The 20,652-nt window shown below is 62.0% G+C and carries 15 protein-coding genes; 12 read left to right on the plus strand and 3 right to left on the minus strand.

The window, feature by feature from the left end; all coding sequences use genetic code 11:
* Window positions 1-4: 4 nt before the first annotated feature.
* Together IB267_RS00880 and lpxB are read left to right on the plus strand one after the other, a co-directional pair.
* Window positions 5-892 (plus strand): LpxI family protein, encoded by an 888-nt coding sequence (locus IB267_RS00880; protein ID WP_192446044.1) that lies wholly within the window; start codon window positions 5-7, stop codon window positions 890-892.
* On the plus strand, window positions 889-2,064 hold the full coding sequence (lpxB, locus tag IB267_RS00885; RefSeq protein WP_192446045.1) for a lipid-A-disaccharide synthase: 1,176 nt from the start codon (window positions 889-891) through the stop codon (window positions 2,062-2,064). The genes IB267_RS00880 and lpxB overlap by 4 nt, the downstream gene beginning before the upstream one ends.
* Before the next feature lie 197 nt (window positions 2,065-2,261).
* On the opposite strand, the gene gltA is transcribed toward lpxB, so the two are convergent.
* Entirely contained in the window at window positions 2,262-3,551 is a 1,290-nt protein-coding gene (gltA, locus tag IB267_RS00890; RefSeq protein WP_034796688.1) for a citrate synthase, read from the minus strand.
* 315 nt (window positions 3,552-3,866) lie between these two features.
* Here gltA and IB267_RS00895 point away from each other — a divergent pair, with 315 nt between their 5' ends.
* From IB267_RS00895 to exoR, 9 genes are all read left to right on the plus strand, one after another.
* The gene (locus tag IB267_RS00895) at window positions 3,867-6,341 is read left to right on the plus strand and encodes a ComEC/Rec2 family competence protein (protein WP_246810523.1); all 2,475 of its coding nucleotides are present in this window, start codon (window positions 3,867-3,869) and stop codon (window positions 6,339-6,341) included.
* A 183-nt stretch (window positions 6,342-6,524) separates the two neighbouring features.
* On the plus strand, window positions 6,525-7,607 hold the full coding sequence (gene exbB / locus IB267_RS00900) for a tonB-system energizer ExbB (protein WP_246810524.1): 1,083 nt from the start codon (window positions 6,525-6,527) through the stop codon (window positions 7,605-7,607).
* Between the two features lie 3 nt (window positions 7,608-7,610).
* On the plus strand, window positions 7,611-8,036 hold the full coding sequence (exbD, locus tag IB267_RS00905) for a TonB system transport protein ExbD (protein WP_192446046.1): 426 nt from the start codon (window positions 7,611-7,613) through the stop codon (window positions 8,034-8,036).
* Window positions 8,037-8,241: 205 nt separating this feature from the next.
* Window positions 8,242-8,907 carry a protein-L-isoaspartate O-methyltransferase gene (locus IB267_RS00910; protein ID WP_043611551.1) on the plus strand — a complete coding sequence of 222 codons (666 nt, stop codon included), beginning with the start codon at window positions 8,242-8,244 and terminating at the stop codon, window positions 8,905-8,907.
* 288 nt (window positions 8,908-9,195) lie between these two features.
* The gene (locus IB267_RS00915; RefSeq protein ID WP_192446047.1) at window positions 9,196-10,563 is read left to right on the plus strand and encodes a TolC family outer membrane protein; all 1,368 of its coding nucleotides are present in this window, start codon (window positions 9,196-9,198) and stop codon (window positions 10,561-10,563) included.
* Window positions 10,564-10,771: 208 nt separating this feature from the next.
* On the plus strand, window positions 10,772-11,581 hold the full coding sequence (locus tag IB267_RS00920; RefSeq protein WP_192446048.1) for a PopZ family protein: 810 nt from the start codon (window positions 10,772-10,774) through the stop codon (window positions 11,579-11,581).
* Between the two features lie 121 nt (window positions 11,582-11,702).
* Window positions 11,703-14,543 (plus strand): valine--tRNA ligase, encoded by a 2,841-nt coding sequence (locus IB267_RS00925; protein ID WP_192446049.1) that lies wholly within the window; start codon window positions 11,703-11,705, stop codon window positions 14,541-14,543.
* Between the two features lie 495 nt (window positions 14,544-15,038).
* Complete coding sequence (locus IB267_RS00930) at window positions 15,039-16,316, plus strand: outer membrane protein transport protein (RefSeq protein WP_192446050.1); 1,278 nt, start codon at window positions 15,039-15,041, stop codon at window positions 16,314-16,316.
* Between the two features lie 467 nt (window positions 16,317-16,783).
* Window positions 16,784-17,590, plus strand: coding sequence for an exopolysaccharide production regulator ExoR (gene exoR, locus IB267_RS00935; protein ID WP_043611562.1), 807 nt, complete (start codon window positions 16,784-16,786; stop codon window positions 17,588-17,590).
* 78 nt (window positions 17,591-17,668) lie between these two features.
* Here the strand turns inward: exoR and xth are convergent, their stop codons facing one another.
* Window positions 17,669-18,466, minus strand: coding sequence for an exodeoxyribonuclease III (gene xth / locus IB267_RS00940; RefSeq protein WP_192446051.1), 798 nt, complete (start codon window positions 18,464-18,466; stop codon window positions 17,669-17,671).
* A gap of 207 nt (window positions 18,467-18,673) precedes the next feature.
* Here xth and IB267_RS00945 point away from each other — a divergent pair, with 207 nt between their 5' ends.
* Entirely contained in the window at window positions 18,674-20,137 is a 1,464-nt protein-coding gene (locus IB267_RS00945) for a phosphatidylserine/phosphatidylglycerophosphate/cardiolipin synthase family protein (RefSeq protein WP_192446052.1), read from the plus strand.
* 59 nt (window positions 20,138-20,196) lie between these two features.
* Here the strand turns inward: IB267_RS00945 and erpA are convergent, their stop codons facing one another.
* Entirely contained in the window at window positions 20,197-20,529 is a 333-nt protein-coding gene (gene erpA / locus IB267_RS00950; protein ID WP_043611569.1) for an iron-sulfur cluster insertion protein ErpA, read from the minus strand.
* Between the last annotated feature and the right edge of the window lie 123 nt (window positions 20,530-20,652).

Below are 20,652 nucleotides of genomic sequence, written 5' to 3' on the forward strand. Positions count from 1 at the left end.
CGTGATGTCTTCTGCTGCGAGCCGCGCGGCGACTGGCGGCCGGCTCGCAATCATCGCTGGTGGCGGCGCGCTGCCCCACCATGTCGCCGAAGCAGTTCGTGCGCGCGGCGAAGATCCCTACATCATCGCACTCACGCGTGAAGCCGAAGAAGCCGATTGGATCGACTTCGACCACTCGGTTCTGGCGATCGGCGATTTCGCCAATATCAGCCGGACATTCAAGGAAGAGGGCATAGACCGCGTCGTCTTGTCCGGGTGGGTTCGGCGCCGGCCGGAATGGCGCGATATCCGCCCGACATTGCGGACCCTCGCAAAGATACCGTCAGTTCTAAAGACGCTTGTCTCGGGCGGGGACGATGCGGTCCTGCGCATGGCGATGCAGCTGATCGAGGCAAGCGGCGCGCATGTCATCGGCGTGCACGAGGTGGTTCCCAATCTCCTGGCCGACTCAGGCCCCATCGGTGCTGTGAACCCTGACGCTGACGACCAACGCGACATAGAAGCGGGTATTGCTGCGGCCAATGCGCTCGGCGCGCTCGACGTGGGGCAGGGGGCGGTTGCGGTCGGCGGGCGTGTCGTCGCGCTCGAGGGTGCCGAGGGCACGGACGCCATGCTGGAGCGTGTCGCCGTGTTGAAGGCGGAGGGGCGCGTTTCCTCCCGCCGGCGCGGCGTACTCGTCAAGCTTTGCAAGCCCGGACAGGACCTGCGTGCCGACCTCCCGTCGATCGGTCCATCCACCATCGCCCTTGCCGAGCGAGCTGGTCTTGCTGGCGTTGCTGTGGAAGCCGGGCGGGCGCTGGTACTGGAACGGAACGACGTGATCAGTGTCGCCGATCGAGCGGGGCTGTTCGTCGCCGGAGTGGAGCGCGCATCCGGAGGCAACAGGCGATGATTGCGCCACGGTACAAGCTCGCTGTGATCGCCGGTGAAGTTTCCGGAGACCTTCTGGGCGCCGATCTCGTTCGCGCGCTTCGGGCGCAAAGCCATTCCGACGTCGAACTCGTCGGTGTCGGCGGCGAGGCCCTGGAGGCCGAGGGGCTGCGCTCGCTGTTCGACTATTCCGAACTGTCGATCATGGGTTTCACCCAGGTGCTCGCCCGTCTACCGAAGCTGATCATGCGCATCCGCCAGACGGCAAAGGCCATCATTGCAGCCCGACCCGACGCGCTTCTGATCATTGACAGCCCGGATTTCACCCACCGCGTGGCGCGAAAAGTCCGTGCTGCATTGCCGGACCTGCCCGTCATCAACTACGTCTGCCCGAGCGTCTGGGCCTGGAAGCCTGAGCGTGCGCCGCGCATGCGCAGCTACGTCGATCACGTGCTTGCCGTATTGCCTTTCGAGCCGGAGGCGATGGAGCGGTTGCAAGGGCCTCCGACCACCTATGTCGGCCATCGGCTTGCAAGCGACGCTAATGTGCTTGCCGTTCGCGCAAGCCGCCAGCCGCGCCTTGCAGGAGCCAAGGACGGGCGTGTTTCGACCTGCCTTCTGCTGCCGGGCTCGCGCTCGAGCGAAGTCGGTCGCCTGCTGCCTATCTTCCGCGCGACGGTCGAGGAACTCGCTGCCCGCCATCCGGGCGTCCGCTTCGTGCTTCCGACCGTGCCGCGCCAGGAGAAACTGGTGCGGGAAATTACCGCATCCTGGACCATCCAGCCGGAGATTTCCGTCGGTGCGGCCGACAAATGGGCGGCGTTCGATCGGGCCGATGCCGCGATCGCAGCTTCGGGTACGGTCATTCTGGAACTCGCTTTGGCCGGCGTGCCCGTCGTTTCGACCTATGCGCCTGATTTCCTGGTAAAATTCCTGCACAAGCGCATCCGCATCTGGAGCGGTGCATTGCCCAACCTGATCGCGGATTTCCCGATCGTCCCGGAATATTTCGGCGAATCGATCCGTCCCGGTGCTTTGACGCGCTGGATGGAGCGGCTTTCCGGCGCAACGGCGCAGCGGGCCTCGATGCTCGACGGCTACGCGCTTGTGCAGCAGCGCATGGCGACCGACCATCCGCCGGGCGACATGGCAGCCAAGGTCGTTCTCGGCTACCTCGACAAGAGGAAGTCGTAAGATCTACCGCTGCCTGAGGGCGCAATCTTCATCGACGCTTTACTGACGATGACGCCTGGCGCGCAGCGTGCGCTCGGGCAGTATTGTGTTGCTGCTCATAGCGGCCGATCACTACCGGTCGCAACCGTCGATCCAGCGCTGAAAAAAAGGCCCGGTCATCGCTGACCGGGCCTTTGTTGTCTATGCTTTTGTCGGTCTCAGCGCTTGGAGACCGGCACGTAGTCGCGCTGCGGAGCGCCGACATAGAGCTGGCGCGGGCGGCCGATGCGCTGTTCCGGATCTTCGATCATCTCGTTCCACTGGGCGATCCAGCCGACGGTGCGGGCGAGCGCGAAGAGAACGGTGAACATGGTGGTGGGGAAGCCCAGCGCCTTCAGCGTGATGCCGGAGTAGAAGTCGATGTTCGGGTAGAGCTTCTTCTCGATGAAGTACTCGTCGGTCAGCGCAATGCGCTCGAGTTCCATCGCCACTTCGAGGAGCGGATCGTCCTTGTGGCCGAGCTCGGCGAGCACTTCATGCGTGGTCTTCTGCATGATCTTGGCGCGCGGGTCGTAGTTCTTGTAGACGCGGTGACCGAAGCCCATCAGGCGGAACGGGTCGTTCTTGTCCTTGGCGCGGGCGATGAATTCCGGAATGCGGTCGGCCGTGCCGATTTCCGCAAGCATGTTGAGCGCCGCTTCGTTGGCGCCGCCGTGCGCCGGGCCCCAGAGGCAGGCGATGCCGGCCGCGATGCAGGCGAACGGGTTGGCGCCCGACGAGCCCGCGAGGCGAACGGTCGAGGTCGAAGCGTTCTGTTCGTGATCGGCGTGCAGGATGAAGATACGATCCATGGCGCGCGACAGAACCGGATTGACGACATATTCTTCGCACGGAACGGCAAAGCACATGCGCAGGAAGTTCGAGGCGTAGTCGAGGTCGTTCTTCGGGTAAACGAAGGGCTGGCCGATGTGGTACTTATAGGCCATGGCCGCGATCGTCGGCATCTTGGCGATCATGCGCAGCGAGGCAACCATGCGCTGGTGCGGATCGGTAATGTCGGTCGAGTCGTGGTAGAAGGCCGAGAGCGCGCCGACGCATCCGCACATGACGGCCATCGGGTGTGCGTCGCGGCGGAAGCCGGTGAAGAAGCGCGACATCTGCTCGTGCACCATGGTGTGGTGCGTGACGCGGTAGTCGAAATCAGCCTTCTGCGCCTTGGTCGGCAGTTCACCGTAGAGCAGCAGGTAGCAGACTTCGAGGAAGTCGCCGTGCTCGGCAAGCTGTTCGATCGGGTAGCCGCGGTGCAGCAGCACACCTTCGTCGCCGTCGATATAGGTGATCTTGGATTCGCACGACGCCGTCGACGTGAAGCCCGGGTCGTAAGTGAACATCTTCGTCTGCTTGTAGAGCGAGCCGATGTCCACGACGTCAGGGCCGATGGACCCAGATCGCACCGGAAGATCCGCCGACTTTCCATCGAGTGTTACAACCGCGGTTTTATCAGTCATCGGACCCTCCGTCTTATGGCAACGTGGCACACAGACGTGCCACGACAATGAACGTTGCGAATTTGCTATATGATTTATTTTCGACTGCCAAGCTGTACGAAAGGCAAATTGTGCGATGCGAAAATGTGCATATGGCGACGCAATAATGGCATGTTACGGCAATAAGTCCAAAGAGATCAATAAGCTCGTCCGATGATGGTGCGGTACCATTCTATATAGGTTTGCCGCTTTTTTCGGCAGATAGCGCCTCGGTTGCGGTTGCGAGACGTTGGTTGCATGATCGGCCGCGAAGTCAGGGGCTAAAGTGCGGGCGCAATGAGCGAAACGGAAATGCGGCAAGCGTCGCTCGACGTCGAACGCGGCAGCTTCGGGGTGCCCGGTTCCGATGCCGCCGTAATCGCGGCGACCGTGCCTGCAACAGGGCGACTACCCCCGTTTCTCCGGCCGTCGTGGCGGGCAATTGCGAGCCGCGCAGCCCGTTTCCGGCCTGCCGCCGTCAACCCGGCGTTCCTCGCAGCGATCGAAGAGGAAAGGGCATTCGGTCACGGTTTTGTGTTGATCCCGGTGTTCTTGATCTTCGGTGTACTCGCCTGGCTGGCGCTGCCCTTCGATATCCGGATTGCCAATCTTGCAGTGCTGCTGTGCATTTTTGGAATGGCAGCGTTGGTCTGTCGGTGGAAACTGGCGCCCGTGGGTCCTCCGCTGGTTGCCGTGACGCTGTTCATCGCTGGCATGCTGCTGGTCGCGATCGAGACATGGCGCACCGACACGGTTGTTCTCGACGCTCCGGTCACCACGAACCTGCGGGGCACGGTCTTTTCACGCGAGCAGGATGATCGCGGCCGGTGGCGTTACGGGCTGGAAATCGAGGAAACGAGCCGGCCAAAACTGCGCCGTCAGCCGCTGAAGGCGACGCTGGTGACGCGGGGCTCCGGAGAGCCGTTTCCGCTCGGCGCTCTGATCGAGGGCAGGGCGCGCCTGTCTCCGCCCTCAGGCCCGGCGCTGCCCGGCCTGAACGATTTCGCCTTCGACAGTTATTTCAAGGGAATTGGCGCCGTCGGGTTTTTCTACGGCGCGCCGAAGCTATCCGAGAAGGTCGCGAGCGAAGAGGGTGGCACTGTGGCCGCGCTGCTTTCGGCGACGAAAAAGACGATGGCCGCGATGCGGGAAACGGTCGGCGAGAGGATCCGCTCGTCGATCGGCGGCGACACTGGCGCGCTTGCGGCGGCACTGGTCACCGCAGAGGAAAGGGCAATCAGCCGAGAGACCGTCGAGGTGCTGCGACAGGCTGGGTTGGCGCACGTGCTGGCGATCTCCGGCCTCAACATGGCGCTGGCAGCCGGCACCTTTCTGATCGGCGCGCGCACCGCTCTCAGCATGGTGCCGGGGCTCGCGCACCGCGTGCCGATCAAGAAGGTCGCGGCGGCCGGCGCGCTGCTGATGGTCTGCTTCTACATTCTCATCTCGGGCGGCGCCGTATCGGCACTGCGCGCCTGGATCATGATCTCGATCATGCTGGTCGCGGTGTTCTTCGATCGCATGTCGATCAGCCTGCGCAACGTCGCGCTCGCTGCAATCGTCATCGTCGTGCTCATGCCCTCGGCCGTGGCCGGGCCAGGCTTCCAGATGTCCTTCGCCGCCACACTGGCGCTGGTTGCCGGCTACGGGCGCTGGCGCGAACGGCGCACGGGCAAGGCCGAAGCGCCCGGCAGCCGCAGCAAGGGGCGCCTCATCACCGGCGTCGCCGCGGGCATCCTGATCACCTCGCTTATCGGCGGTCTGGCAACGTCAGTCTATTCGATCGCCTACTTCCATAGGCTGCCGGCCTATGGCCTCATCGCAAACATTCTCACCATGCCGCTGATCAGCATCGTGATCATGCCGTTCGGGCTGTTCGCCATGCTGCTGATGCCGTTCGGGCTCGAGCATCTGCCTTTGATGGCGATGGCGTGGGGTCTCGATCGGATGCTCGACGTCGCGCGGTTCGTGACGTCGCTCGACGGCGAGGTCGTGACCGGCCGCATCGGCCCCATCGGCTTCGTGCTGATCGCGATCGGCGGTGTCTTTCTTTGCGTCCTGCGCAGTTGGCTCGCAATCTCTGGCATCGTGCTGATCTGCGCAGGCTTTCTCAGCCTGGTATTCGAAGGCGGCAGCCGGCCCGATATTGTGATCGCCGAGGACGGCCGTCTCGTCGGCTTGGTCACGGATGATGCCATCGCAACGAACCGGCCGCGTCCGCCGGACTTCATATTCTCGCAATGGCAACGGGCGCTCATCGTCGCGAAACATGAGCGGCCGGCCACGCTTCCGCCTGCGGCCGACGGTCTTTATCCGGCTATGGAACAGGCGGTCAGAAGAGCGCCGCCGATTGAGGGAGAGAAGGCTGCCGCGATCCGCGCCGATTTTTCATCGGCGATCGCGGCAAGCAAGGCAGGCAGTTTCGTCTGCCGCGACAAGCAATGGTGCGCCGCGCGCAGTGCGGTCGGCTGGACGATCGTCACTCTCGAAAATCCGCGCCTCTTTCCCGCCCTGTGTGATCAGGCGGACCTGATCGTGGTCGCCGTGCGTGTCGATACCGAAGCGTGCGCCGTGCGCGGAGCCCGCATCGTCGATGTCGGTACGCTGCGCCGCACCGGCGCAATCGAAATCCGGGCGGAACAGCAGGAGGGGCTCAGTTCACCCGTCATGCAATTCCAGCCGGCTTTCACGACGCTTGCCCGTCCCTGGGAGCGGCATCGCACCTATGATTGGCGCAGCGGCGCCTTCGTCGAAGACCAGCCGACGCCCTGAAAACGTCGGTCCAGCCTGGGCAATGGACGGTTGCGAAATTATTCTTGATTGATAAACTCCACAAATCCTTGTCATTCGGTTTTCCGTTGCGTAAACAGCCTCGGAAGCGCGCAAGGGTGGTGGCGGATGACGGCAAACCCTTCGCCCCGACACGACGAAATGGACCAGTACGTGAGGAACGAGATGCCGAGACGAGCCCGATCGACGATCAATTTTCTGGCAGCCGCAATGCTGGTCCTGTCCTCCGCAGCTTCTCCGACGGCCGCCCTGGCACAAGCGACAACGTCCGAACCCGTGGTCGACGGTACGCAGAGCGGCGCAACCGCGCCGTCCGCATCCGCGCCGGTGGCGGAAGGTCAGGGCACGGCCGCAACCTTTCCGTCGGTTGACCCGGCGACCCAGGCGCAGCCGGCACTGCAAACTCCAGCCGCTACGTCGGGCGAGGGGGCTCCGGTCGCGGTTGAAGGCACCACGACGACGGCTGAAAGCGCGCCTGCAACGGGCGAGGGCGCAGCAAGCCCGGTGCTGCCGCACGACCTTTCTCCAATCGGCATGTTCATGGCCGCCGACGTGGTGGTGAAGAGCGTGATGATTGGTCTTGCGCTGGCGTCCGTCGCCACCTGGGCGATCTTTGTGGTCAAGCTGCTGGAACTCTTTGGCGCCAAGGCGCGCCTGACGCGCGCGGTTCGCCTGCTGTCGGCCGCCAACGGCCTGGCAGACATCAAGGGGGCCTTCGATGGCAAGTCGGGACCGGCGCCCGAAATGGTCGTCGCGGCGATCGACGAGATGGCCCGCTCGGAGGCGGTGATCGATCACGCGCCTACGGGCGGCCTTAAGGAGCGTGTTTCGTCGCTTCTGACCCGCATCGAGGTTCGCGCCGGCAAGCGCATGACAAGCGGCACCGGCATCCTGGCCTCGATCGGTTCCGTCGGCCCGTTCGTCGGTCTGTTCGGCACGGTCTGGGGGATCATGAATTCCTTCATCGGCATCAGCAAGGCGCAGACGACCAACCTGGCGATCGTGGCGCCGGGTATCGCGGAGGCGCTCCTGGCGACCGCCATCGGCCTGGTCGCGGCGATCCCGGCCGTCGTCATCTACAACTATTTTGCCCGCTCGGTCGGTGGCTACAAGGTGATTCTCGCCGATGCCGCTGCAGCCGTTGAGCGGCTCGTCAGCCGCGACCTCGACCATCGCCTGGCCCGCAAGGCGCAGCCGCGCCGCCAGGACTTCGGTCACGCCGAGACGACCATCGCACGGATCGGGTGACACATGGCTGGAAAAATCAGCGACGGCGGCGGCGATCTCGACGAAAACGCCGAGATCAACGTTACTCCCTTCATCGACGTCATGCTGGTGCTGCTGATCATCTTCATGGTGGCGGCGCCGCTTGCCACCGTGGACATGAAGGTCGACCTGCCGCAATCGGCCGCCAAACCGGTCCCGCGGGACGACAAGCCGGTCTTCGTGACGCTGAAGGCCGATCTGGCACTGGCGATCGGCAACGATGAAACGGCACGCGAGAGCTTTGCCGACGAGTTGAAGCGCCTGACCGAAGGCAATACCGAGACACGCGTCCTGCTGCGGGCGGACAAGGCTGTCGACTACGGCGAGTTGATGACGGTGATGAACCTCATTCAGAATGCCGGCTACACCAAGATTGCCCTCGTCGGGCTGGAAGGCGCGCCGGGACGCTGATCCCGGCCGGCTATCGTGTCGCCTCCGCTGTTCGCGGTGCAATTCCCTCCCGTTTTTCCGGCGCAAATTGCCGCTGTCGCTTGAAACCGGCCGGTCGCCGATTTATGAGCTTACCTCAAAGGCTTTCCGACGGGAGCCAGTAGACGATCGTGCGTGCTTGCCCGAAACCGGGCGCCGCGCCTATCCGGACCACGAGGGCACTACCATGAATTTCGAAGCAGCGCGCACCAAGATGGTGGACAACCAGATCCGCACGACGGATGTCACGTCCCACTCGATCCTGTCCGCGTTCCTGAGCGTCCCGCGCGAGGAATTCGTGCCTGCCAAGATGAAAGAGCTCGCCTACATCGATACGGATATCGCGCTCGAGGTTGCCAACGGCAACGCGCCGCGCTTCCTGATGGAGCCGTCGCCGCTCGCCAAGCTTCTCCAGTTGGCCGAAATCGCCAAGTCCGATGTCGTTCTGGAGATCGGCTGCGGCACCGGCTATGCATCCGCACTGCTGTCGCAGGTTGCAGGTTCGGTCGTCGCGCTCGAAAGCGATGAAGGCCTCGCTGCCACCGCGACCGAAACGCTGTCCCGCCTCGGTTACGACAACATCGCCGTGGTAACCGGCGAACTCGAGAAGGGATACGCCGCCGAGGCACCCTACGACGTGATCTTCGTCCACGGCTCGGTCGAAGTCCTGCCGACCGCTTTGTTCGGGCAGCTGCGCGATGGCGGGCGGCTCGTGGTCGTTGAAGGATTTGGCAATGCTTCTCGCGCTAAACTCTACGTGCACGAGCACGGAAAGACGTCCGAGCGCCCCGATTTCAACACCGCGGTCAAGCCGCTCCCCGGCTTCCGTCGTGCACAGGAATTTGTTTTTTGAGGTCCCACTTATTGAGGGATATCAACAATTAAATGCGCTGCTAAAATAACAATGTTGCCAATTCGCAACGGGGTACTTGTTTCTTTTTGAAATGGCTGCGCAGAGTATGGCTGCCCAGTTGTCGGAATGCTGATTCCGGGTTTCAAAGAGTGCAGTGGTAGTGATTTGCTCACCAGTGGGCGGTGTGAGCGCTTCATCGCCGTGTCTAGTTGGGGTCGCTTTTTGCAAAAAGAGCGGCGCCGCGGAAATAGAGGGCAGGCTCTGCCGCCCCGATCGGAGAGAGAAGTAATGGTGTCGATTGTCCGCAAAGCGGCCCTCATGGCCGCCGTTTCGACAAGCTTGCTGCTTGCACCGCAAGCAGTACTGGCCGAGACGATCTTCGGCGCAATGGCCAAAGCCTACGCAAACAACCCTGACCTGAATGCCGCGCGGGCCGGCCTCAGGGCGACCGATGAGAGTGTGCCGATCGCCAAGTCCGGCTTTCGCCCCCAGGTGGCAGCCTTCGCGTCCGGAACGCTTTCGACCATCGACCGGGAAAAGACCCTGAGCGAAGACCTCCACCAGGGACAGGTCGGCATCACCGTAAACCAGATGGTGTTTGACGGCTTTCAGACGCTGAACAATGTTCGCGCCGCCGAATCGAACGTGTTTGCAACCCGCGAATCGCTGCGCGCCAACGAGATTTCCATTCTCCTTTCGGCCGCCACGATTTACTCCAACATCGCGCGCGATCAGCAGCTCGTATCGATCCGCAAGCAGAACATCGCGTTCCTTCAGGAGCAGGTGAACGCGGCCAAGGCCCGTCTGGACGTGGGTGAGGGTACCCGTACCGACGTAAGCCTTGCAGAAGCCTCGCTCGCCAACGCCCAGTCGCAGCTTATCGTCGCCGTCGCTCAGTTGAAGCAGAGCGAAGCGACCTATGTGCAGATCGTCGGCGACGTGCCGCGGGGCATCAAGCAGGCCTCGCCGGCTTCCAAGAGCCTGCCGCGCACGCTCGATCAGGCCGTCGCGACCGGTCTGCGGGAAAGCCCGATCATTCTGTCGGCACAGTACTCCGTTGATTCGGCCGGCTATCAGGTCAAGTCGGCGGAAGGCACGATGCTTCCCGGTGTGACGCTGCAGGGCCAGGTTGGCCGCACCACCGGCAATGCCAGCCAGTTCGATAGCAATGCATCGAGCATCACGGCTCGCCTTGAGGTTCCGATCTATCAGGGCGGTGCCGAGTACGGCCAGATCCGCCAGGCCAAGGAACGCCTCGGCCAGCAGCGCATCCTCGTCGATTCCGCCCGCGCTTCGGTGCAGCAGACAATCGTTTCGGCCTATGCTCAGCTGGAAGCCGCGATTGCGCGCATATCTGCCAACAAGGCGCAGATTTCCGCTGCCAAGCTGGCGCTCGATGGCGTGATCGAGGAGCGCAAGGTCGGCCAGCGCACGACCCTCGACGTACTCGATTCGCAGCAGGACGTGCTTCAGGCGCAGGAACTCCTCGCTCTGGCGCAACGCGATGCCGTCGTCGCCAGCTATTCGCTGCTTGCGGCCTCCGCGCGGCTGACGGTCAAGGACCAGGGGCTTCAGGTCGCGGAATATCGCTCCGAGGAGCACTACGAGGCGGTCAAGGACAAGTGGATCGGCTTGCGGACCGTGGACGGTCGCTAAGAGCGTCCTCTCGTCTTTCCAGATATTGCAGCAGCGCCCCGGTATCCCCGGGGCGTTTCTATTTTTTCCCCTGAAAACAAATCTGTGCAAGAATCCGGGGGACTGATTCGTGGCGTTTGTTTCGTCCGCGAACTCACTTAAGGTTTGTCGGAAATCGGCGCATGTCCAGTTTTGGAACACATGTCTGCCGAGTCAAACGAGGATGGAAATGGCACAGCTCAATGTCGCGCGTGAACCGTCGATGGATGAAATCCTGGCATCCATTCGCAAGATCATTGAGAGCAACGAACCCGGGCAAGCCGGGTTCGCGCCGCACGAGCAGTTCGAGGACGAGGCTAGCGACGAGATCGAATTGACCATCGACAGCGAGATCGAGACCATCGCCTTTGGCCGACGCGATGAGCGGGACGAGCCCCCGAAGTCGGCCTCCGTCGCGCCGGCCGTGGAAAGCCCGGCGGTACAGACTGAGCCGTCGTCGGCAGCACAGCCGCCGCTTTCGCTGGCCGATGTCGCGGCGCGGGTTCGGGCCGCCTCCGAGCGTCATGCCACGGGTTTTCCCGCACGGGAGGTTCAACCAGCGCCGCAGGTCGTCGCCATTCAGGACAGTCCTGTCGTCACCTCGCGCATGGCCGCGGTTTCTGCCCCGAAAGCGCCGGTGATCGAGCCGGTTGCCGAGGTTGAGGCGCTGGCCGAGCCAGAGGCCGCCGCGCCGCCGCCAGTCGAACTACCGGAAGTTTTAAGCGCGACTCCGCCCGTGGCAGCCGTCGCGCTGGATGCGCCCGCGCCGGAGACGGCACTTGCGGCGATCGTCTCCCCGGAGGTCGGCCGCAAGGTCGCTCAGTCCTTCGGCGATCTTGCCCACGCAGTGGATCAGGGATCGCGACGTTCCTTTGATGAAATTGCCAAGGCGATGCTGCGGCCGATGCTGCAGGAATGGCTCGACGACAATCTGCCGACGCTTGTCGAGCGGCTCGTCCGCGAGGAGATCGAGCGGGTCGCGCGCGGCCCCCGGCGCTAAAAGCCGAAGCCGAACACGAAAGAAGCCGCGCTGTCGTCGCGGCTTTTTGCGTTCGTGTTGACTTGCGCCGGCCGTTCCGGTTTACAAGACGCTGACATCAATCTCGTAAATTGGCTCCAAAATGCTTGATAAGACCTACGATTCCGCATCCGTCGACCCGCGTATCGCCAAGAAGTGGGACGAAGAAAACGCGTTTCGTGCAGGGGCGGGTGCCAAGCCCGGCGCCGACAGTTTCTGCATCGTGATCCCGCCGCCGAACGTGACGGGTTCGCTGCACATGGGCCACGCGCTCAACAACACGCTTCAGGACGTGCTGGTTCGCTTCGAACGCATGCGCGGCAAGGACGTGTTGTGGCAGCCGGGCATGGACCATGCCGGCATCGCGACCCAGATGGTCGTCGAGCGCAAGCTGATGGAGAGCCAGCAGCACCGCCGGCAGATGGGCCGCGAAGCCTTCATCGAGAAGGTCTGGGAATGGAAAGCCGAATCGGGCGGCCTCATCTTCAACCAGTTGAAGCGGCTCGGCGCGTCCTGCGACTGGTCACGCGAACGCTTCACCATGGACGAAGGGCTGTCCGAAGCCGTTCTCGAGGTCTTCGTTTCGCTCTACAAGGAAGGCCTGATCTACAAGGACAAGCGCCTGGTCAACTGGGACCCGAAGCTCCTGACCGCGATTTCGGACCTGGAGGTCGAGCAGCACGAGATCAACGGCAACCTCTGGCATCTGCGCTACCCGCTGGAGCCCGGCGTCACCTTCGACTATCCGGTTGCCTTCGATGAAGACGGCAAGGCGACCGAGTGGGAAAAGCGCGATTATCTCGTCGTTGCCACCACCCGTCCGGAAACCATGCTCGGAGACAGCGGCATCGCCGTCAATCCCGAGGATGAGCGCTACAAGCCGCTGATCGGCAAGCACGTCATCCTGCCGATCGTCGGTCGCCGCATTCCGGTCGTTGCCGACGACTACGCGGACCCGACCGCCGGTACCGGCGCGGTGAAGATCACGCCTGCGCATGATTTCAACGACTTCGACGTCGGCAAGCGCGCCGGTCTGCGTGCGATCAGCATCATGACGATCGAAGGGCGCATCACCATCAAGGACAACGAGGATTTCCTCGAAGGGCTCAGCGATCCGGCTGCCTTGCATGGCGCCTGGGACGAACTCGAAGGCAAGGACCGCTTCGAAGCGCGCAAGATCATCGTTCGTATCTTCGAAGAGGCAGGCCTGCTCGACAAGATCGAGCCGCACAAGCACATGGTTCCCCATGGCGATCGCGGTGGCGTGCCGATCGAGCCGCGCCTGACGGAACAATGGTACGTTGACGCCAAGACGCTGGCGAAGCCGGCGATCGCCGCGGTCAAGGAAGGCCGGACCAACTTCGTTCCCAAGAACTGGGAGAAGACCTATTACGAGTGGATGGAGAACATCCAGCCCTGGTGCGTTTCCCGTCAGCTCTGGTGGGGGCATCAGATTCCGGCCTGGTACGGTCCGGACGGTCAGGTCTTCGTCGAGAAGACCGAGGAAGAGGCGCTGCACGCCGCGATCCAGCACTATCTGGCGCATGAAGGCCCGATGAAGGCCTATGTCGAGGACCTGCTCGAGAACTTCAAGCCGGGCGAAATCCTGACGCGTGACGAAGACGTTCTCGACACCTGGTTCTCCTCGGCGCTCTGGCCGTTCTCCACCCTCGGCTGGCCGAACGAGACGCCGGAACTGGAGAAGTATTACCAGACCGACGTGCTGGTCACCGGTTTCGACATCATCTTCTTCTGGGTCGCCCGGATGATGATGATGGGCCTGCATTTCATGAAGGATGCCGACGGCACCCCGGTCGAGCCGTTCCATACGGTCTATGTCCATGCGCTCGTTCGCGACAAGAACGGCCAGAAGATGTCGAAGTCGAAGGGCAACGTCATCGATCCGCTCGAACTGATCGACGAATACGGCGCCGACGCCCTGCGCTTCACGCTGGCGATCATGGCCGCCCAGGGGCGCGACGTGAAACTCGACCCGGCGCGCATCGCCGGCTATCGCAACTTCGGCACCAAGCTGTGGAACGCGACGCGCTTTGCTCAGATGAATGGCGTTACCAGCAGCGATGGCTTCATTCCCGAAGCCTCGTCGCTCACCGTCAACCGCTGGATCCTGACGGAACTGTCGCGCACCATCCGGGACGTTACCGAGGCGCTCGATGCCTATCGCTTCAACGACGCCGCCGGCAGCCTCTACCGGTTCGTCTGGAATCAGTTCTGCGACTGGTACCTCGAGCTGCTGAAGCCGATCTTCGGCGGCGAGGACGAAGCGGCAAAGCGCGAGTCGCAAGCTTGCGTCGCCTATGTTCTCGACGAGATCTACAAGCTGCTGCACCCGTTCATGCCGTTCATGACGGAAGAACTCTGGGCGCAGACGGCGGGTGAGGGGCAGGAGCGTTCGACGTTGCTGTGCCACGCCGAATGGCCGGCGCCGTCCTATGCCGATGACACGGCGGCCGACGAGATCAACTGGCTGATCGATCTGGTCTCGGGCATTCGCTCGGTCCGTTCGGAGATGAATGTTCCGCCGGCGGCAACGGCACCGCTGATCGTGGTCGGCGCCAACAACCTGACGCGCGAGCGCCTGCAGCAGCATGCCCAGGCGATCGGTCGCCTGGCGCGTGTCGAACATATCGATCACGCCACTGTCGCCCCGCGCGGCAGCGCCCAGATCGTCGTTGGCGAGGCAACGGCCTGCCTGCCGCTCGGCAACTTGATTGACCTCTCGGCCGAGAAAGCGCGGCTTGAGAAGGCGATCGCCAAGGTGGAAGCAGAGCGCGAGCGTATCCTCGGCAAGCTGGCAAACGAGAAGTTTGTCGCCAACGCCAAGCCGGAGCTGGTCGAAGCGGAACGTGAGCGACTCGTCGAACTCGATCTCCAGAAGGAATCGCTGAGCGTTGCGCTGACGCGCGTCGCCGAGGCCGGCTGAGGCGAGAAATTCGCTGGGAACGACGCGGGCGTTCAAGAGAATGCGCGACCGTCAAGAATCGAAATCCGCGGCAGAAATGCCGCGGATTTTTATTTTAGAAAATCAAGATAAACTTCCGCCTATCGAGATTTGGCATTGATTCGATCAGTTGAATCCGCTGGGCGAGCGATTAAGCGCGCGTGGTGTTTGAACGGAACTTCAACGGAGTTTTTCGTCGTTCTACCGCAAAAAGCGATAATGTTGTTCCGGTGACACAGGTTTCCGATGGTTTGGAAATCCATTCTAATTTAGTGGATTTAATCCATGATTTTAGAAAATGGTTCCAATCTGGCGCCATTGTGGCTAAATCATGAGAATCTTACGTAAATTCTGTGACCGATCGGGCGTGCTACCTGCTAGATCTCGCATTTGCGATTTCACGGGATCGTGAGAATACTTCGGCCCACACGACATGAGGTGGAATGTCGCAGTTTGCAGTGCAGGGGGAGGAGCTGGATGGCTCACATGAATTTTAAGCGGGGTGTTCTGTCGGTAGCAGCGGGTTTGCTGTTTGCCTCCGCCGCGCACGCGGGCGGCCTTGAACGCGGCGGTTACAACATCGATCTGCTGTTCGATCCGTCGGATTATGCGGGGGAAGCGTCGGCGACCTATGTCAATCCGCAGCGCGAATTGAAGAACGTCCGTGATACCGATACCGGGAACACCAACATTCTTACCGGGACTTTTGGTGGCGGCAATCTCAACAACAGACCGAATACTGCTGACGACACCGAGAGCTACTGGGTTCCGCGCGTCGGCGTTAAGGCGGCCTTTGGTGACAGCGTCGACTGTATGGCTGACTACTCCCAGCCCTGGGGTGCCCACACCAATCCGGGGCAGAACTGGGCCGGTGCCAACAGCAATATCGAAACGAAGGTAGAGAGCGACAACTATGCCGCGACCTGCTCCTACAAATGGGACATGGGGCCAGGCCAGTTCCGTGTGATCGGCGGCGTCTTCTATCAGGAAGTCAACGGCTTCAAGGAACGGCTGGTTCAGGATTATACAGGCACGCCGCTCGCTGGTGCCTTTACCGGCATTGGCAGGCTCGAGCTTGGAGGGCATGGCTGGGGCTGGCGCGCAGGTGCTGCCTACGAAATCCCCGAGTATGCCTTGCGAGCGAGCCTCGTGTACAACAGTGCTGTCGATCTGGATAACCTCTCGGGCTTCATCGACCTTCGCCAGCTGGGCTTCGTTGTACCGGGCGTGGGCCTTGTGACCGGTACGAAATACGACGTAAACGGTGCGGCTTCGATGCCGGACTCGCTGGAACTCAAGCTGCAGAGCGGCTTTGCACCCGGTTGGGCGGCATTTGGCTCGGTGAAGTGGACGGACTGGAGCCAGCTTCAGGTCCTGAAATTCTGCCCCGCCACGGTCTCCCGTACTACGCCATGCACGAGCCTTGATCTTCTCTACCGTGACGGCTGGACCATCACCGGCGGTGTCGGCCACAAGTTCAATGATCAATGGAGCGGCGCCGTCAGTCTGACCTGGGACCGCGGCACCAGCCACGGTTATGGGACGCAGACCGACACCTGGACGCTGGGAACCGGTGTTTCCTACACGCCGACCGAAAATCTTGAGTTCCGTCTTGCCGGTGCGGTCGGCATCATGACCGGCGGCAGTTCCGGCGCGGTCAAGTATGGCGACGACGTCATTGGTGACGACGTTTCCTACGATTTCGACGACGACTTTGTCGGTGCCATTTCGACATCGATCAAAGTGAAGTTCTGATCCTTCGTCATCTGATCCTGCAAGGCCCGGTTTTACCGGGCCTTTCTTATGTGTGGAGCCTCTTAACCACGCGTCCGCACTGTCCCGCAATGTGACGATTCAGCAACACTTTTAATGCTAGAGTTTGCTAGGATCAGACTCGTTCCGGCTATGTCCATTTCCCGCCACAAACAGGGAGCAGCGATATAGGAACAAGCCTGCAATGTGAGTGTGATACCTGCAGCGTTTGGGGTGAAATGAAACTTGGATCGACGACCGTCATGACAGATGTGCCCTCTGGCACGCCAGTGCAAGTGGTCCATTAAAATGACGGCTTCGGGAACTATGTCTAAGTTTCATTGTGGAAAGGTTGCGTCGGCTTTGTCGGCGAAGTTGGTGAAGTTCGCGGCGGCGGGTCGTCCGGGCTTGTGTGTTTGCAGCGGTGATGGGTTCGGCGTGGCCGGCTGGAACGGAAGAATTAGACTGTGATGCTTGCGGGTGAACTAAAGTCACTAAAGGTTGCGATACTCGGTGTGTCGCTGGCGGTCTGTGGGACCCTCGCCATGCCGGCCTACGCTTTTGATCCCGGTGCGGGCGTCACCAAGGAATCGGGTCCTTTCGCCCTCTTCAAGTTCGGGTTTTCCGCCTACAAGAATGGCCGCAAGGACGAGGCCGTAGAAGCTTACAAATACGCGGCCGAGAAGGGCCACACCGGCTCCCGCTGGGCTCTCGCCAACATGTACGCCTATGGCGACGGTGTCGCCGAGAACGACCTCGAAGCCTTCAAGATCTACAGCGAAATCGCCCAGCAGGGCGTAGAGCCGGGCTCGGAAGACACCGGCTACTTCGTCAACGCGTTGATCTCCCTTGCCGGCTATTATCGCCGTGGTATTCCCGACAGCCCGATCAAGTCCGACATGTCCCAGGCGCGCCAGCTCTATTTCCAGGCGGCATCGACCTTCGGCGTCGCCGAGGCGCAGTTCCAGCTCGCACGCATGCTCTTGTCGGGCGAGGGCGGTAGCGTGAACGTTCAGCAGGCCAAGAAGTGGCTCAACCGTGCGCGCAAGAGCGGTCACGCCGGCGCCATGGGTGTCTTTGGCAACGTGATTTTCCAGGAAGGCCAGACCGTTCGTGGTCTTGCGTTCATGACTGCGGCGCTCGATCAGTGTTCGCCGAAGGATAGGCCCTGGATGCAGTCGATGCAGGAGCAGGCCTTTTCGCTTGCCAGCGAAGACGACCGGCGCACGGCCATCGCACTGTCGCAGAACCTGCATATGCAGGGCGACGACGACTGATTGTTTCGTCGGACGATCCCCAAACCGGCCCGGCCCAGGGATCATTTCTCCACATAGTAAGATCTGGAACAACGCGCCTTAGGCTGAAGCGGGCGCGAACGAAAACGTTCCGATCACGGGCACGTGGTCCGAGGGCTTCTCCCAGGCGCGGACATGTTTGTCGATGGATGTCGACACCAGGCGGTCGGTTGCCTCCGGCGACAGCATCAGATGGTCGATGCGGATGCCGAAATTCTTCGGCCAGCAGCCGGCCTGATAATCCCAGAACGTATAGAGCGGCACAACGTCCGACGTCGCGCGCACCGCGTCGGTGAAGCCGAGATTGCGCAGCCGGCGAAATGCCGCGCGCGTTTCCGGCAGGAAGAGGGCGTCGTTCTGCCAGACCCTGATGTCCCAGCAGTCGTGTTCCTCAGGGATGACGTTGTAGTCGCCGGCAAGGATGAAGGGTTCTTCGAGCAACAGGCGCTGCTTCGCATAGCCCTCGAGCCGGCGCATCCAGGCGAGCTTGTAGGGGTACTTCTCGCTGTCGACGGGATTTCCGTTCGGAAGGTAGAGCGAGCAGACGCGAATCACGCCGCCTTCGACCGAGAAGACACCTTCGATGAACCGTGACTGTTCGTCCGTATCGTCCCCAGGCAGGCCGCGATTGACCTCGTCCGGCCGCAGCTTGGAAAGCAGCGCGACGCCATTGAATCCCTTCTGGCCGTGTGTTTCGACATGGTAGCCGAGCGCTTCGATCTCGAGGCGCGGAAAGCCGTCGTCCACCGATTTGATTTCCTGCAGGCAAACGATATCCGGCCCGCTTTCCTTCAGCCAGGCCAACAGGCTGTCGATTCGCGCCTTGACGCCATTGATGTTCCAGGTGGCAATCTTCATGGCTCGAAACGCCCTTCCATGTCGGTTAAGTCCTTGGCGGGCTCATTTCTAGCCGCTCCGGATTCTTTTGACAAATCCGCTACCTGCGGGTTTTCAACAGCGCATGCGAAGCGCGCCGGCGCTTCTTATCAGAGCAGCGGCGGTCGATACGGTATACGCTTCAGGCGCCGAATTGATTCCGCCCGATGGCCGGCTATAGTCCCGCCCATGATCGATCTCGTGCAGAATTATTGGCCGCATATCCTGGCGCTCCTGTCCTTCGCGCTTGGCATCCCCGCGGCCATTCATGCCGCGATGACGAAGGACGACGTGCGCGCCGCGGCCGGCTGGGTCGGTGTCGTCCTGCTTTCGCCGATCGTTGGCGCACTGATCTACGCCGTTGGCGGCATAAACCGCATCAGGCGCTCCTCGATCGGCTCGCAGCGCGCGCTGTTGCGCGGGCAGGGGCCAGATCAGTTCGGCCGCTTCGACGTGTCGGGCGCTGACATAAAGGTGCGGTTCGGCGACCGGTTTGCGGCGATGAAGATCCTTGGCGACCGCGTTTCGCGCCATCGCATGTGCACGGGCAATCGCATATCGGTGCTCGCCGGCGGCGATGCCGCCTATGCCGCGATGTTAGACGCGATCGCTGGCGCGCGGCGCTCGATCCTGCTCGAAAGCTATATATTCGATCGCGACGTCATCGGCCTGCGCTTTGCCGACGCCCTGATCGCGGCCGTGGCGCGCGGCGTCGAGGTGCGGGTGCTGATCGACGCCGTTGGCGCGCGTTACTCTGTGCCGAGCATTGTCGGTTACCTGGAGGCGGCAGGCGTTCCGACGGCGGTGTTCAACGGCAACATCATCATGGGGCTACGGCTGCCCTATGCCAACCTGCGCACGCACCGCAAGATCCTCGTGGTCGACGGTCAGGTTGCCTTTGCCGGCGGCATGAACATCCGGGTGGGCTTCACCAGTGAGATCGCCGGTCAGTCGCCGGCGCAGGACACGCATTTCCGCATGCTCGGGCCGGTGGTCGCCGATATCTTCCAGGTCTCGGCCGAAGATTGGCAATTCTCAAGCGGCGAGGTTCTGGCGGGCCCCGCCTGGGCGATCGAAGAGGCGCCACTGCAGGCGGATGCGCCGTCGGTGTTGATGCGCGCCGTGCCATCCGGGCCGGACGCCACCAACGAGACCAATCACAAGATGCTCATGGGGGCGTTTTCGGTCGCGCAGAAGAACATCCGGGTAATGTCGCCCTATTTCCTGCCGGACCGCGAGCTCATCAGCGCGCTCGTCACGGCCGCGCGCCGCGGCGTCGAGGTGGATGTCATCGTTCCCGCGGTCAACAATCTGCTGCTGGTCGACAGGGCGATGACTGCGCAGTTCGATCAGGTGCTGAAGGGCCATTGTCGTGTGTGGCGGGCGAAGGGCGCTTTCAACCACTCCAAGCTTTTGACCGTGGACGACCGCTGGGCCTATGTCGGGTCCACCAATCTCGACCCACGCTCCTTGCGGCTTAATTTCGAGTTCGACCTTGAGGTTCTAGACCACGGGTTCGCCGAGGCAATCAATGGCACGATCTCCGACATTCTCGCCTCAGCCGAACCAGTCACGCTCGAAAGGCTGCGCAAGAAGTCGTTCGCGGATCGATTGGCGAACCGCATTCTCTGGCTGGGATCGCCCTATCTCTGACGCAAACGGCCCCGTTCGTGGTTCAAGCGGAGCCGGCTAGAAGGCGTGGGGCGCTGGCGTCAGATGGAGAAACTCGTTCCGCATCCGCAGCTTGCAACCGCATTCGGATTCTTGATCTGAAACGACTGGCCGAGCAGGTTGTCGACGAAGTCAATTTCCGAGCCGCCCATATAGACAAGCGACAGGCTGTCGATCAGCACCTTGGCCTCGTGCTTTTCCAGGACCAGGTCGTCGTCATTGCTGCTGTCGACCAGGTCGAACTTGTAGGAAAAGCCCGAGCAGCCGCCGCCCTCGACGGACACCCTCATGGCGTTGTTGTGGCTGTCGGAACGCAGGATCGTGGCGATCCGCTTCGCTGCAGCATCCGAGAGGGTCACGGTTTCATGCGTCATATCTGCCTCCTGCCGGGGTCAAGAACCGGAGAGAATTGCCCTATATTCAAGCACGCGATCTGGCCGGTTTCGGGGCTTTATTCAAGACCGGCGGCCAAGCCGTTGCTTCCGCTTGCGGAATCG

Origin of the sequence: Ensifer sp. ENS09, from assembly GCF_014852425.1 — a bacterium.
Lineage (GTDB): Bacteria > Pseudomonadota > Alphaproteobacteria > Rhizobiales > Rhizobiaceae > Ensifer.

Bases quoted from the DNA above. Each gene is read 5' to 3' on its own strand.
- exbB (WP_246810524.1), top strand. From the start codon at position 6,525: ATGCCGAGACGAGCCCGATCGACGATCAATTTTCTGGCAGCCGCAATG.
- IB267_RS00880 (WP_192446044.1), top strand. From the start codon at position 5: ATGTCTTCTGCTGCGAGCCGCGCGGCGACTGGCGGCCGGCTCGCAATC.
- xth (WP_192446051.1), bottom strand. From the start codon at position 18,466: ATGAAGATTGCCACCTGGAACATCAATGGCGTCAAGGCGCGAATCGAC.
- IB267_RS00895 (WP_246810523.1), top strand. From the start codon at position 3,867: ATGAGCGAAACGGAAATGCGGCAAGCGTCGCTCGACGTCGAACGCGGC.
- IB267_RS00945 (WP_192446052.1), top strand. From the start codon at position 18,674: ATGATCGATCTCGTGCAGAATTATTGGCCGCATATCCTGGCGCTCCTG.
- IB267_RS00910 (WP_043611551.1), top strand. From the start codon at position 8,242: ATGAATTTCGAAGCAGCGCGCACCAAGATGGTGGACAACCAGATCCGC.
- IB267_RS00915 (WP_192446047.1), top strand. From the start codon at position 9,196: ATGGTGTCGATTGTCCGCAAAGCGGCCCTCATGGCCGCCGTTTCGACA.
- exoR (WP_043611562.1), top strand. From the start codon at position 16,784: ATGCTTGCGGGTGAACTAAAGTCACTAAAGGTTGCGATACTCGGTGTG.
- IB267_RS00925 (WP_192446049.1), top strand. From the start codon at position 11,703: ATGCTTGATAAGACCTACGATTCCGCATCCGTCGACCCGCGTATCGCC.
- IB267_RS00930 (WP_192446050.1), top strand. From the start codon at position 15,039: ATGGCTCACATGAATTTTAAGCGGGGTGTTCTGTCGGTAGCAGCGGGT.
- lpxB (WP_192446045.1), top strand. From the start codon at position 889: ATGATTGCGCCACGGTACAAGCTCGCTGTGATCGCCGGTGAAGTTTCC.
- gltA (WP_034796688.1), bottom strand. From the start codon at position 3,551: ATGACTGATAAAACCGCGGTTGTAACACTCGATGGAAAGTCGGCGGAT.
- exbD (WP_192446046.1), top strand. From the start codon at position 7,611: ATGGCTGGAAAAATCAGCGACGGCGGCGGCGATCTCGACGAAAACGCC.
- IB267_RS00920 (WP_192446048.1), top strand. From the start codon at position 10,772: ATGGCACAGCTCAATGTCGCGCGTGAACCGTCGATGGATGAAATCCTG.
- erpA (WP_043611569.1), bottom strand. From the start codon at position 20,529: ATGACGCATGAAACCGTGACCCTCTCGGATGCTGCAGCGAAGCGGATC.